The organism is Synechococcus sp. W60.3 (assembly GCF_047502615.1).
Taxonomy (GTDB): domain Bacteria; phylum Cyanobacteriota; class Cyanobacteriia; order Thermostichales; family Thermostichaceae; genus Thermostichus.
In genome coordinates this window covers 47,410-61,375 of sequence record NZ_JANSHJ010000003.1, presented here as the reverse complement: position 1 = coordinate 61,375, position 13,966 = coordinate 47,410, and the positions used below count along the sequence as shown (strand labels likewise).

At 61.6% G+C, this 13,966-nt stretch carries 8 protein-coding genes; 5 read left to right on the top strand and 3 right to left on the bottom strand.

The window, feature by feature from the left end; genetic code table 11:
• Positions 1-53 precede the first annotated feature (53 nt).
• The 5 genes from NW846_RS01840 to NW846_RS01820 all read left to right on the top strand — a co-directional run bounded on the left by NW846_RS01840 (position 54) and on the right by NW846_RS01820 (position 10,631).
• Complete coding sequence (locus tag NW846_RS01840; RefSeq protein ID WP_414515187.1) at positions 54-1,058, top strand: hypothetical protein; 1,005 nt, start codon at positions 54-56, stop codon at positions 1,056-1,058.
• Positions 1,059-1,346: 288 nt separating this feature from the next.
• On the top strand, positions 1,347-5,954 hold the full coding sequence (gene gltB / locus NW846_RS01835) for a glutamate synthase large subunit (RefSeq protein WP_414346694.1): 4,608 nt from the start codon (positions 1,347-1,349) through the stop codon (positions 5,952-5,954).
• A gap of 99 nt (positions 5,955-6,053) precedes the next feature.
• Positions 6,054-7,145, top strand: coding sequence for a magnesium-protoporphyrin IX monomethyl ester (oxidative) cyclase (gene acsF / locus NW846_RS01830; protein ID WP_414346696.1), 1,092 nt, complete (start codon positions 6,054-6,056; stop codon positions 7,143-7,145).
• 46 nt (positions 7,146-7,191) lie between these two features.
• A complete protein-coding gene (locus tag NW846_RS01825) occupies positions 7,192-8,673 on the top strand; it encodes a site-2 protease family protein (RefSeq protein ID WP_414515184.1) in 1,482 nt (493 codons plus the stop codon).
• A gap of 2 nt (positions 8,674-8,675) precedes the next feature.
• Entirely contained in the window at positions 8,676-10,631 is a 1,956-nt protein-coding gene (locus NW846_RS01820) for a tetratricopeptide repeat protein (RefSeq protein ID WP_414515182.1), read from the top strand.
• Between the two features lie 42 nt (positions 10,632-10,673).
• On the opposite strand, the gene lgt is transcribed toward NW846_RS01820, so the two are convergent.
• The 3 genes from lgt to NW846_RS01805 all read right to left on the bottom strand — a co-directional run bounded on the left by lgt (position 10,674) and on the right by NW846_RS01805 (position 13,611).
• Positions 10,674-11,813, bottom strand: a complete 1,140-nt coding sequence (gene lgt / locus NW846_RS01815; protein ID WP_414348323.1) for a prolipoprotein diacylglyceryl transferase — start codon at positions 11,811-11,813, stop codon at positions 10,674-10,676.
• 217 nt (positions 11,814-12,030) lie between these two features.
• Positions 12,031-12,723 carry a response regulator transcription factor gene (locus NW846_RS01810; RefSeq protein WP_414348320.1) on the bottom strand — a complete coding sequence of 231 codons (693 nt, stop codon included), beginning with the start codon at positions 12,721-12,723 and terminating at the stop codon, positions 12,031-12,033.
• A 672-nt stretch (positions 12,724-13,395) separates the two neighbouring features.
• Positions 13,396-13,611 (bottom strand): hypothetical protein, encoded by a 216-nt coding sequence (locus NW846_RS01805; RefSeq protein ID WP_414515208.1) that lies wholly within the window; start codon positions 13,609-13,611, stop codon positions 13,396-13,398.
• Positions 13,612-13,966: the final 355 nt, after the last annotated feature.

The window sequence follows — 13,966 nt, the reverse complement described above, 5'->3', positions numbered from 1 at the left end:
CTTCCCCTGTTCAATCTCTTATCCCAAATCTCGTCAAACCTAGACTGGGATCTTTGGCAGCTGGGGCGATCTTGGCGCTCGGTCTGGTCGGCTGTGGCGAGGCGACAACGCCGCTTAGCCCGCTGGAAAATGCCTTTCTGCGGGCCGACGACTTTGAAATTACAGGGGGATCCCCGACAGCGGGCGCGGTGGGGCCCTACTTGCAGTTCAACGTGCGGCGGCAGCGGGACAACCAGATCTTGAATCGCCCCTTCAACGTCTATGTGGAGAATGCGGGGCTGGCGGAAGGGCGGTCTCCTCTGGTCGATACCCAAAACCGCCCCATCCTGCTCCAACGCTCGGTGGCTTTTTTGGGCAACGGCCTGGACTTGAACAGAGATGGCCAGCCGGATCCGCCTCCCAGAGAACCCCCCAGCCTCAATAGCGGCCCGCTGCTGCCCTATGCGCCGCCCAACAATTGGCAGACGCGGGCCGTCCTCGCCTACGTCCCCGGCCAGGCCAACATCCCTGGACGGGGCCCTAGCGATCGCTTTGGCCTCTACTTCTCCTCCATCCTGCCCTACAGAGGGCAGCTCCGCTTCCGCGCCCGCGACGAGCTGGGCAACGCCTCTGCCCGCACCTTTGAGATCACCTATCCCCCAGCGCCCAGCCGGGCCACCGTCACCATCACCTTGGCCAACGTCAGCGCCAGCGCCCAAGAGCCGGTGCTCATCGCCATCTGCAACCAGTTGGGGGCTGCTGCCGTGGTGGGCCTGCGGAGCGGCACCTTTACCGAGCTGGTGGATCTTTTGCCGGCCCCCAGCTTGCCGGTGGATCCCAATTTGAGCGAGCCCATCCGCTACGTGGCCGAGGCCTATCAGTTCAACCGCCAGCAAGCTGTCATCCGCGTCTCCCAGAATCCTGCGGATCCCAGCCGCATGAGCGTCCCCCTCTTGGGATCCGAGGGCGCAACCGGCAGGGCAAATTTAACCCTGGTGAGCTCCACCGATGACCGGCTCACCTGCTTCAACGACCGGCTCTCCGATCTGCGAAATACATTTTCCGACTTCTTCAGATAACAGTTAATGGCAGTTCTCCACATGGCCGGTTGGCGGCAAGCGAAGCCAGCGCCAGCTGAGGCATACCCTCTGGTTGTCCCAGATCGTCCAAAGTCTGCCGAAGAAGCTGGCAGAAAAACTGGAAAAATCTGTTCGTAGCGAGCCTTTTTTGGCTTTCTTCGCTTATCCGATTGTCCTATCGGCAAAATCCAGCTTGACTTGGGGCTGACCCCTTTTCCTGCCGGATTGGATTGCGATATGCTAGTTTCCCAACTCTAAAGCGTGATTCATTCCAAGCCGTTTTTCCCCATGAATCCCCATCGCTCCCAGGTCTCGGTTCCCATCCTGCAGGAAAGCTGGCACTTTCAAGAGCGGGATGCCTGTGGCGTTGGGTTTTTGGTGGATCGCCAGGGGAGAGCCAGCCACGAGCTGCTGCAAAAAACCCTCCAAGCTCTCGCCTGCATGGAGCACCGCGGCGGCTGCGGCGGCGACAACCAAAGCGGCGATGGGGCCGGCATTGCCACAGCCATTCCCTGGCAACTGCTGCAGGCAGAGAGGGACGAGATCCGGGCTTGGGATCCCGGCCGCAGCGCGGTGGGCATGGTGTTTTTGCCTCAGGCTCCCGCCGAGTGCCAGGCGGTACGCCAGCTTATCGACGACTACTTGGCCACCAGCGAGTGGGGGCGGCCCCTCTGGCGCCAGGTGCCGGTCAATCCGGAGTGCCTGGGGCCGATGGCGCGGCAAACCCTGCCTTCTATCTGGCAGATGCTTCTCACCCATCCCAGGCTGGCGGGAGATGAGCTGGAGCGGCAGCTCTATCTGCTGCGGCGGCGTCTGCGGCGGCAGGTGGAAAGCCGGTTTGGCTTTTATTCCATCTATTTTGCTTCTCTCTCCTGCCGGCTGATTGTCTACAAAGGCATGGTGCAATCGGCGGTGCTGGGCCAGTTTTACCGCGATCTGCAAGACCCCCTCTACACCACCGCCTACGCCACCTATCACCGCCGCTTCAGCACCAACACCTTGCCCCGCTGGTCGCTGGCCCAGCCCTTCCGCTACCTCTGCCACAACGGCGAGATCAACACGTATCTCGGCAACGTCAACTGGATGGCTGCCCGCGAGCCCACCCTGGCCCATCCCCTCTGGGGCGAGGCCATCGAGGAGCTCAAACCCGTCATCGATCCCGGCAGCAGCGACTCAGCGGGCCTGGACGCGGTCTTTGAGCTCTTGATCGCGTCGGGCTACTCCAGCCAGCAGGCGATGATGGCGCTGATCCCGGAGGCCTACCGCCACCAGCCGGAGCTGCAAGATCGCCCGGAAGTGGTGGACTTCTACGAGTTCTTCGCCGGCCTGCAGGAAGCGTGGGACGGGCCGGCTATGGTGGTCTTCTGCGACGGCAAAACCATTGGCGCCACCCTGGATCGCAACGGCTTGCGCCCGGCCCGCTATGCCCTCAGCCGCGATGGGTTGCTGGTGGTGGCTTCAGAGGCCGGGGTGGTTCCGCTGCCGGAAGCCGAGATCCTGGAAAAGGGGCGGCTGGGGCCGGGGCAGATGCTGACGGTGGATCTGCAAAGTGGCCAGCTTTACAAAAACTGGGAGATCAAAACCCAGGTGGCAGCTCAGCACCCCTATGGGGAGTGGTTAAGGGCTCACCGCGTTCAGCTGGCTAGCCAAGACTTTGAGAACGCCCCGCAGCTTACCGAAGAGCAGCTGCTCCAACTGCAAACTGCCTGCGGCTACTCCTCGGAAGATGTGGAGATGATCATCGAGGAAATGGCCGCCACAGGCAAAGAGCCGGTTTTCAGCATGGGGGACGACGCGCCGCTGGCAGTGCTCTCCACCCAGCCCCACCCCCTTTACGACTACTTCAAGCAGCGCTTTGCCCAGGTAACCAACCCGGCTATTGATCCCCTGCGGGAGAGCCTGGTGATGTCTTTGGAGGTGTACCTGGGATCCAAAGGCAACCTGCTGGAGATTCGCCCAGAGCATGCCCGTCTGCTGCACTTGCGCAGCCCGGTGCTCAACGAGGCGGAGCTGGCCGCCCTGCAGCAGACGCCTTTTCCCTGCCGCACGCTGCCGATCCTCTACCCGGTGGCCGCTGGGCCAGCAGGGCTGGCCGCCCAGGTGCAAGCCCTCTGTCAAGAGGCGGCGCAAGCGGTGCGGGAGGGAGCAGAGATCTTAATCCTCTCGGATCGCGGCCTGAGCGCCGAGCAGGCCTTGATCCCGCCTCTGCTGGCCGTGGGGGCCATCCACCATCACCTCATCCAGGAGGGGCTGCGCCTGCGCGCTTCCCTGGTGGTGGAGACAGCCCAGTGCTGGAGTACCCACCACTTTGCCTGTCTAATTGGCTACGGGGCCAGCGCCGTCTGTCCCTACCTGGCCTATGAGGCGGTGCGCCAGTGGTGGCACAAGCCCAAGACGCAAACCCAAATGGCCGCCGGCAAGCTGCCCCAGCTCTCTCTGGCCGAAGCTCAACTGAAGTACCGGGCAGCTATCGAGGCGGGCTTGCTCAAGATCCTCTCCAAGATGGGCATTTCCCTCCTCTCCAGCTACCACGGGGCCCAGATCTTCGAGGCCATCGGCCTCAGCCAAGAGGTGATCGATCTGGCCTTCCGCGGCACGGTGTCGCGGGTGGGGGGGATGACGCTGGCGGATCTGGCCCGCGAGGGCATGGCCAATCACCAGCGAGCCTTCCCCCAGCTCACCTCGAAAAAGCTGGAGAACTTTGGCTTCATCCAAGCGCGGCCCAAGGGGGAATACCACATCAACAGCCCGGAGATGGCCAAGCTGCTCCACAAGGCCATTGCCTCAGGCCAGCCCGACCACTACGAGATCTACCGGACCTATCTGCGGGGCCGCACCCCCACAGCCTTGCGGGATCTGCTGGACTTTCGCAGCGACCGGGATCCCATTCCCCTGGAGGAGGTGGAGCCGGCCACCGAGATCTTCAAGCGCTTTGCCACGGGGGGAATGTCGCTGGGGGCCCTCAGCCGCGAGGCCCACGAGACCCTGGCCATTGCCATGAACCGCATCGGCGGCAAGTCCAACTCCGGCGAAGGCGGGGAAGATCCGGAGCGCTACATCCCCATCACCGATGTAACACCCGAGGGGACCTCGGCGCGCTTTCCTCACCTTAAGGGCCTGCGCATGGGGGACAACGCCAGCTCGGCGGTGAAGCAGGTGGCTTCGGGCCGCTTTGGCGTGACGCCGGAGTACCTGCTCAACGCGCGGCAAATCGAGATCAAAATTGCCCAGGGGGCCAAGCCGGGCGAAGGCGGACAACTGCCCGGCAAAAAGGTCAGCCCCTACATCGCCAAGCTGCGCCGCTCCAAGCCGGGGGTGACCCTGATCTCGCCGCCGCCCCACCACGACATCTACTCGATTGAGGATCTGGCGCAGTTGATCTTCGATTTGCACCAGGTTAACCCGCAGGCGCAGGTGTCGGTGAAGCTGGTGGCGGAGGTGGGCATCGGCACCGTGGCGGCGGGAGTGGCTAAGGCCAATGCCGACATCATCCAGATCTCCGGCCACGAGGGGGGCACAGGGGCCTCTCCCCTGAGCTCCATCAAACATGCGGGGGCACCCTGGGAGCTGGGCCTGGTGGAGGTGCATCATGCTCTCTTGGAAAACGGCCTGCGGCAGCGGGTAATTCTGCGGGTGGACGGCGGCATTCGCACCGGCTGGGAAGTGGTGATGGCGGCCATGCTGGGGGCAGAGGAGTTCGGCTTCGGGACAGTAGCCATGATTGCCGAGGGGTGCATCATGGCGCGGGTGTGCCACACCAACAACTGCCCGGTGGGGGTGACCAGCCAAAAGAAAGAGCTGCGCAAGCGCTTCCCTGGCACTCCGGACCAGGTGGTGACCTTCTTCGCCTTTGTGGCCGAGGAAGTGCGCCAGATCCTGGCCCGGCTGGGCTACCGCTCCCTGGAGGAGGTAATTGGGCGGGTGGATCTGCTCTGCCCCCGCGCCGATGTGGCTTTGGCGAAAACCCAGTCCTTGAATTTGGAGTGTCTGCTGCGAACTCCGCCGGGCTTTGATCCCCACAAGCGCCCAGAGTGGCTGGAGCACGAGCCGGTGCACTCCAATGGCCCGGTGCTGGATGACGCCATCTTGGCCCGGCCCGAGGTGCAAAAGGCCATCGAGACCTGCGGCGCGGCCATGCTGGAGCTGCCCATCGCCAACACCGACCGCTGCGTGGGCGGGCGCATTGCCGGCACCCTGGCTCGGCTGTATGGGGATACCGGCTTTGTCCGACAAGGGGGGCTGTTGGATCTGCGCTTTGTGGGCACAGCCGGCCAGAGCTTTGGGGCCTTTACCCTGGCGGGCATGCGCCTGACCCTGACGGGAGAAGCCAACGACTACGTGGGCAAGAGCATGTGCGGCGGTGAAATTGTCATTCTGGCTCCCCCAGAAGCCCCGCGGGATCCGGCGGAAAATGTAATCCTGGGCAACACCTGTCTGTACGGGGCCACGGGCGGATCCCTGTTTGCCAACGGCCAGGCGGGGGAGCGCTTTGCCGTGCGCAACTCCGGCGCCCAGGCGGTGATCGAGGGATCCGGCGACCACTGCTGCGAGTACATGACCGGCGGTGTGGTGGTGGTGCTGGGGCGGGTGGGCCGCAACCTGGGGGCGGGGATGACCGGCGGCCTGGCCTACGTGCTCGATGAAGAGGGCAACTTCCCCGCCAAGGTCAACGGCGAGATCGTGCGCATCCAGCGGATACAGACGGCGGCGGCGGAAGCGCAACTGAAGGGCCTGATCCAAGAGCACTACCGCCGCACCCATTCCCCCAAAGCCGAGCGCATCCTGCAGAACTGGGAGCGCTACCTGCCTCTGTTTTGGCAGGTGATCCCTCCTTCGGAGGAGGGGAGTGAGCTGACGGATCCGGCGCGATCCCAGCCGGCGGCGGTGCAGTCGTAGGGGGTTGTGGGGCCTGTCGGTAACACTTCTTATCCCCCCGCCGGCCACAAGGGCTGGTAAACTGCGAGAGTATACTGGCCTTTGCATCCTGTAACCCCTATGAGTTCCACTTTGCGAGCTGCCCAAACCCAGGCGCGAGTGCCCACCGAGACCATCCTGACGCCGCGCTTCTACACTACCGACTTCGAGGCCATCGGCAAGATGGGGTTAGGCGATCGAGAGGCCGACTTCCGGGCCATCTTGGAGGAGTTTCGCGCCGACTACAACCGCCACCACTTCGTCCGCGGCGAGGAGTTCAACCAAGATTGGGAAAGCCGGCTCGATCCGGAGGCGCGGCGGCTGTTTGTGGAGTTTTTGGAGCGCTCCTGCACGGCGGAGTTCTCCGGCTTCCTCCTCTACAAGGAGCTATCCCGCAGGCTGAAGGAGACCAACCCGGTCTTGGCTGAGTGCTTTGCCCTGATGAGCCGCGATGAAGCTCGCCATGCCGGCTTCCTCAACCGCGCCATGGGCGATTTCAACATGGCCTTTGACTTGGGCTTTTTGACCAAGCACAAGTCCTACACTTACTTTGCGCCCCGCTTTATCTTCTACGCCACCTATCTCTCCGAAAAGATCGGCTACTGGCGCTACATTCTCATCTACCGCCACCTGGAGGCTCACCCCGAAAACCGCGTTTACCCAATCTTCAACTTCTTCAAGAACTGGTGCCAGGACGAGAACCGCCACGGCGATTTCTTTGCCCTCATGCTCCTGAGCCAGCCGCGGCTGCTCGAGGGGTGGGTGGCGGAGCTGTGGTGTCGCTTCTTCCTGCTGTCAGTGTTCGCCACTATGTACCTCAACGATGTGGGAGAGCGCCCCGATTTCTACCGCCTCATCGGGCTGGATCCCCATACTTATGACATGGAGGTAATCTACAAGACCAACCGCGAGGCGGCCAAGGTGTTTCCGGTGGTGTTGGATGTGGAAAACCCTGAGTTTGTGCGGCGGCTGCAGAAGTGTGTGGCCAACAACGCCAAGCTGAGGGAGATTGCCCGCGGAGCTGGGCCCTTCAAGAGCCTGCGCAAGCTGCCTCTTTACCTCAACAACGCCTACCAGTTCCTGCGGCTGTTCCTGCTCAAACCGCGCAAAGCTGGCTTTTACTTGTGGGAGCAGCCGGAGCCTCGGTTTGAAGGAACGGCTGTTTCCGCTTGAGCCGTTTTGACTCCAGCTCCCTATTGGTAAGCCTCGTGGGTTAGCCATGAACATCGCCGCCGAGATTACGCCCCTCTTTTTGTTGGGAACGCTGGCGTTTTTGGGTTGGGGCTTCTGGCGAGCCCGCCGGCGGGGATCCCTGGCCGTCTGGGTGTGGTTACAGGGATCCCTGCTCCTTTTGCCGTGGGTGGTCTTTCTGGGGCTGCTGTTGCTGGGGATCTACCTCAACTTCGCCGGCTTCCTGCTGCTGTTGCTGGTGTTCACGGGGCTCTACATTGCCGTGGGGCGCAAAACCCGTCAGTTGGCCCAGCAGGAGCTGCAGGCGCGGCGGCAGCAGTTGGCCCAGATGGAGGAGCGGCAGGAAATCCCCTCGGAAGGGGCTGGGGAGACGCCTGCCGAGCAGCCTTTGGTCTTGCGGGGCATCTCTGCGGAAGATTTGCAGGCCATTCAGTCCATCTTCAGCCTGGACACCTTTTTTGTGACTGAGACCATCCCCTATGGGGAGGGGGCGATCTTCAAGGGCAACCTACGGCGGGAGGCGGAGGGGGTGGTGCCGCTGCTGCAGGAAAGGCTAAGGGAGCGGCTGGGCAGCCGCTACCAACTGTTTTTGGTGGAAGATGCCTCAGAAAAGCCGGCGGTGGTGGTCTTGCCAGATGAGATTGTTAACTACCGCACCTCGAGGGGAGCCCAGATTCTGGCAGCAGGCCTAATGCTGGCTAGCTTTCTGGCCACTTTGGAGGTGGGGGCCAACCTGTTCGGCTTCCGGCTGTTGGAGGCGCCGGGGCGTTGGGTGGAAGCCCTGCCGGTGGCGGCCGGGATCTTCGCCATCTTGCTGGTGCACGAGACCGGACACCGCTGGATGGCGGGCAAGTACGGGGTGCGCCTCAGCCCTGCCTTTGTTATCCCCAGCTTGGGCATTGGCACGCTGGGATCCCTAAACCGCATCCAATCGCCGGTGCCCAGCCGCAAGGCCCTCTTCGACATTGCCTTTGCCGGCCCGGCAGCGAGCGGGATCCTGTCGCTGCTGGTGCTTTTGGTTGGCCTGAAGCTCTCCGGCTCCGAGGGTCTGTATGTGCCCACGGAGATCTTCCGCAGCTCCATCCTGGTAGGCACCCTAGCGCGGCTGGTGCTGGGATCCCAGTTGCAGGCGGAGCTGGTTCCCATTCATCCTTTTGTTGCCGTGGGCTGGATTGGCCTGGCAATCACCGCCTTGAGCCTGCTGCCGGCAGGGCAGCTGGACGGGGGTCGCATTGTGCAGGCGGTGTACGGGCGGAAGACGGCTGCCCGCGCCACCTTCATCACCCTGATTGCCTTGGCGGTGGCGGCCATCAGCAACGTCTTGGCCCTCTACTGGGCGCTGCTGATCCTGTTCATCGCCCGCGAGCCAGAGCGTCCACCGCAGGATGAGATTACTGAAACCGACGGTCAGCGGGATGCTTTGGCATTGCTGGCCCTCTTTTTGATGGTCATGACCCTGCTGCCGATTGCCCCGGCCTTGGCAGGCTTTTTGAATTTTCCCAACGGCTAAAGATGTCGCCGCCGGGAAAGGGCTTTGGCCCCAGCCGAGAGAACCAGGAACAGCACCTGCAGCGCCTGCTGGTTCAGGCTGTCCACCATCACCAGGCGGGGCAACTGCCGGAGGCCATCTCCCTCTACCAACAGGTGTTGCAAGCCCAGCCCGCCCACCCGGAGGCGCTGCACCTCTTGGGGATCTGCCGGCAGCAGCAGGGATCCCTGGAAGAAGCCATTGCCCTGATGCAGCAGGCCTTGGCCCAGCAGCCGTGGTTTCCCGACGCCCACTACAATCTGGCAATTGTCCTCAAGCAGGTAGGCTGCCTGGAGGAGGCAAAAGCTCACCTCCAACAGGCTCTGGAGCAGGGGGGGCCGGATCCGGAAGTTCTGTACCAGTTGGGGCTGGTGCTGCGGCAACAGGGGGAGTTGGAGGCGGCCCTGGTACCCCTGAAGCAGGCTCTGGAGTTGCAGCCGGACTTTGCCGATGCCGCCTACACGCTGGCCATCCTGCTGCGCGATTGTGGCCGGGAGGCGGAAGCAGCGGAGCTGTTCTACCGCCTCTGGCAGGCCGATCCCGCCGATTTGGCCGCGGCCCTGGGCTGGTGCGTCAGCCAGTTGCCTTTGCTCTACGACACCCCTGAGCAAATTGCAAGCGCCCGCCAGCGCTACCGCCAAGCGCTGGAACAGGTCAAGGCCCGCTGGGCCCAACTGCCGCGGGATCCCGCTGCTTTAGAGCGCGCTGCCGCCGGCGTCGGCTCCGTCCAACCCTTCTTTCTGCCCTACCAGGGCCAGAACGACCGCGAGCTGCAGCACCTGTACGGATCCCTGGTGGGGGAGGTGATGGCGGCCCGCTATCCCCAGCCCTCCGTCCTCTGGCAGCGACATCCTGGCCGAGTGCGGGTGGGCATTGTCTCCGGCCTGTTTCGGGATCACTCCGTTTGGAAGATCCTGACTCGCGGCTGGGTAGAAGCCCTGGATCGTGCTCAAGTGGCCCTCTACGGCTTCCACACCTCGGTCATCCAAGATGAGGTCACGTGCTCCCTGCCCCCTCGTTTTGAGCACTTTGTGGCCGGATCCCGCAGCATAGAAGAATGGCAAGCGGCTATTCGAGAGGCACAGCTGGATGTGCTCCTCTACCCGGAAGTGGGCATTGACCCGGTCTGTGCCCAACTGGCCGCCCTCCGCTTGGCGCCGGTACAGGCGATGGCCTGGGGCCACCCGCAAACTTCTGGCCTGCCGACAATAGACGTTTTCCTCAGCAGCGAGCTGATGGAGCCGCCGGACGGGGCCGGCCACTACACCGAGCAGCTCCTGCCCCTGCCCGGCATCGGCACCTACTACATCCCTCTGGACATTGACCCCGCCCCTGTGGACTGGCTAGCCTGGGGGGTGGATCCCGACAGGGTGCTCTACCTCTGCGCCCAATCTCTGTTCAAGTACTTGCCGCAGTACGACGAGGTGTTCCCCCGCATTGCTCGGGAAGTGGGGCGGTGTCAATTCCTGTTTTTGCGAGGCCGCCTCTCCCAAGGGATCCGCCAGCGCTTTTGGCAACGGCTGCAGCGGGCCTTTCAAGCCTACGGCCTGGCCGCTGAAGACCATGTGCTGCTGTTGCCGGAGCTCTCGCCTGCCCAATATGCCGCCTACAACGCCCTGGGGGATGTTTACCTGGATAGCATCGGCTGGTCCGGCGGCAACACCACCCTGGAAGCCCTGCCCCATGGCCTGCCCATCGTCACGCTGCCGGGATCCCTGATGCGGGGCCGCCACACCTACGCCATCCTGCGGCAGATGGGGATCTACGAGACCATCGCCTCTAGCCTAGAGGAGTACATCCAGATTGCCGTGCGGCTGGGCCTGGATGACCGCTGGCGTGAGGAAATAGGGCAGCGGGTAAAAGCCCGCCAAGAGCGCCTCTACCGGGATCCCGCTCCCATCCGCGCCCTAGAAGCGTGGCTGCAAAGTCTGAAGACCTGAAGGTTAGTTTGGGTGGCCTAGTCCGGCCCGATAGCTCTGGCGCTAACTTGGCTGGGGAAGCCCTTCTCCAGCGGGATCCCGACCTTCCAAGCGGCAGAACAATTGCCGCATCAGCAGCTCCCGTTGGCCCAAAGAGAGATGGGGGGCAAGGGCGCTGGGAAAGTGTGGCATGGCCAGGGTGACGCGATCCAGCAAGTCAGCGCGGCGGTGCTTTTGCTGGATGGCCCAGGCCCGCTGCACCAGCTCAGCAGCCGTCTCCTGTTCTAGCCCTGCCTGTTGGGCTAGCCAAGCTGTCAACTGCTCCAAATCGGGGTCGAAGCGCAGCCGGTACATATAGACCAGCATGCCGATCCCCAGCACCAGGCCTACGGCGCTGGCCACGTAGGCGGCCTTGATGGAAGTTCCCGGCAGATAGGCCACCGCCGAGACGCGCAAAATTTCGTAAGGGATGCGGATCAAGCTATAGCCGACCACATAGGTCCAGACCCAGGTGCCATCTTTGAGCTTGGGGAAGCGCCAGAACATCCCCATCAAGAGAGCAAACAGAAGCAGGTTGAGCAGGCTTTCGTAGAAAAAGATGGGGTGGAAAAACTCAAACTGGCTGTAGTCAGGCTCGCGGGCTTGGGGGGGGATATATACCCGCAAGGGCCAACTGCTGTCTGGGGGAATGGGGGCTCCATAGGCCTCAGAGTTGAAAAAATTGCCCCAGCGCCCAATGGCCTGGCCCAAGATTAGCCCCGGCGTGATCACATCGGCGTACTTCCAGCCGTTGATCCCGGTGGCGCGGCAGTAAAGGTAGAGGGCAAGTGCACCAGCCAAGATCCCACCGTGGATGATGATGCCTCCCCGCCAGATGGCAAAGGCCAGGAGGGGGTTGTCTTGGAACTCTGACCAGTGGGTGAGGACGTAGTAGAGGCGGGCGCCCAGAAATCCCGATACCACTAGCCACAGGGCCAGGATCTCGACCCGTTCGCTGGCCTCGCCTGGCTCCTTCTCCAGGTGGCGGGCCTCCGCCAAGGCTTTGGTCAAGAGCAGCCCCAGCAACACGGCAATGGCCATCAGCAGGCCGTACCAGCGCAGCCCCAGCCCACCTACGAGAGGGGTTTCGGGGGGAAAGCGGAAGACAAATTCTCCAGGTGAGCTGAAGGTAAGGCCCAGCAGCCCTGCACTCCCTAGATTCATCGACAACACCCTCTGCACCCCAAAATCCCCCCATTCATTTCCAGCAGTCGGCTTCCATCAACCTCACCTGCTAGCAGGACGAAATCCTCTCCGGGTTCTTTTCTCCAGTTTTGAGCAGCCGTTCCCGCGCCTCGATAGGGATCCATTCTCCCCAATCTTGCCGCAGCAGCGATCCCCCCAGGCTGCCCAGGCCATTCTTCTGGGGGATGTCGGCCTCCTATTCGCGCAACACGTAGCCTACCCCGCGCACCGTCTGGATCAGGCGCTTCTCCCCTGGGCCTTCGATCTTAAGACGCAAGTAGCGAATATAGACCTCGATGATGTTGGAATCGCCTGTAAAGTCATAGCCCCACACATGCTCCAAAATTTGTTGGCGTGTGAGCACCTGGCGGGGGTGTTCCATCAGGTAGCGCAACAAGTCGTATTCCTTGGCCGTCAGCTCCACCTGTCGCTCTCCCCGGCTTGCCTGGCGTGTCACCGGATCCAGCGTCAGATCCATAAACACCAACCGGCTGTCGCCAGATCCCTTGGGGGGCTGCAGATAGATCCGTATCCGCGCCAGCAACTCCTGAAGGCTAAAGGGTTTGACCACATAGTCATCTGCCCCAGCATCCAGACCTGCCACCCGATCTGCCACCTCGTCGCTGGCAGTCATCAGCACCACGGGCACGCGGTTGCCCGTCAAGCGCAACTGCCGACAAACTTCCAACCCCGAGATCCCGGGCAACATCCAGTCCAGCAGCACCAAATCGGGGTTCTGGTCGCGGGCTGCCGCCAAGGCCACCGTGCCATCGCCGACCACACTCACCCGATATCCCCTATAGGCCAGCTCGGTTTCCAGGAAACGGGCCAGTTTGGCCTCATCTTCGATCACCAGAATGTGGGCTGAGGAGAATTCCGGTTCTGGCATATTCTCTCCTCAAAAGAAAAGGCAGGAAACTTGCTCACTGCTCACCAGCATACCCTAGCCGTGGGAACTGGCGGTACTAATCAATCCATCCTGCTTCCGAAGTTGGTTTGCTAGGTGTTGCTACTGTGCCCTTTAATTCTTTAACAGGCCGTACCTGAGTTCCTATAAGGGTTTTGGCCTGTCTAAATGACTAAAGATACTCCCCTACTTAGACCTGGAAAGCGTCCAGAGAGATTGCTGCCTTGCCTCGAAAAGTAGGTATATTTGACACTCCCACCGCCTAAAGGCGGGGGATTCTTACGCAGTCCACAAAAGAACCCGTAACGGCGTTGTCAAAGCGCCTCTAGACAGTTCCTGAAGGCAAAGCCCCAAGGTTCTGCTGACTTTCTTAAGCAGGTTGGCGGCAGCATTCGCCTCAGCCCAGAGGGTCTCCACCCGTCGGGTTTTTCACCATAATTAGGTAGCTCATCTCCATCTAGGAAGCTTGCCTGCGAGCTGTACGCTTCCTCTACCTCAATAAACTCCATGCCATAATGCCAACATAATTGCGCGATACGCTTCTTGAACCGACCTGTTGGAATGAAAACAAAGTTTTGGTTAAAACCGCATTCTTATTTTTGTTCTTTGTTCCAACCGAAGAGGATTCTCCCAATTGAGTGGTGTAAACAGAAGTCAATGACCTTGCCCGCAGCTTTGTGGACCGCATTCTCCGGTTTCCGTAATTCGACGAAGCTTTTGCAACCAAAACCCCCGCAGCTTGTGAGTCTTGAGCCTAGCCAGCTCCTTGTTGTACCCCTGGTTAAAGGACTTGACTTTGCGGCCACCAATGATGAAGCTATGTCCTAAGTTGCTAACGCACGTAAGCCAGTTGTTGACTCCGTGGTCAATTGCTAGAGCTTTTCTCGGATCCAGTGATTTGGTCTGGGCAGGCTTGGCATAGACCCACTCCAGCTACAGACTTACACGTCTGTTGTGCGGCGGAGACATACATTGCGATGAAGTGCTTGCTTTGGGTTCTCCCCATCTCAGCGCAAAGCGCACCATAGCTTGCCCATCGCTTCGTTTTGAAATAGACTTGTCTCGCATAGTACAAAGCACAGTTGTACACCTTATTAGACTGTTGACACAAGTACTCTAGTAGGGGGACTAGCTCCCTGTTCCTGACTCGAACCTGCTGACAGCCGCACTCCATCATTGTTGGCAAGCGGCATGACAACCGCAGTCTGACATGGGCAAGCGATAG

What these genes read in the sequence shown, in the direction of transcription:
- acsF (WP_414346696.1), top strand. Translation starts at nt 6,054, where the DNA reads ATGAGTTCCACTTTGCGAGCTGCCCAAACCCAGGCGCGAGTGCCCACC.
- NW846_RS01810 (WP_414348320.1), bottom strand. Translation starts at nt 12,723, where the DNA reads ATGCCAGAACCGGAATTCTCCTCAGCCCACATTCTGGTGATCGAAGAT.
- gltB (WP_414346694.1), top strand. Translation starts at nt 1,347, where the DNA reads ATGAATCCCCATCGCTCCCAGGTCTCGGTTCCCATCCTGCAGGAAAGC.
- lgt (WP_414348323.1), bottom strand. Translation starts at nt 11,813, where the DNA reads ATGAATCTAGGGAGTGCAGGGCTGCTGGGCCTTACCTTCAGCTCACCT.
- NW846_RS01825 (WP_414515184.1), top strand. Translation starts at nt 7,192, where the DNA reads ATGAACATCGCCGCCGAGATTACGCCCCTCTTTTTGTTGGGAACGCTG.
- NW846_RS01820 (WP_414515182.1), top strand. Translation starts at nt 8,676, where the DNA reads ATGTCGCCGCCGGGAAAGGGCTTTGGCCCCAGCCGAGAGAACCAGGAA.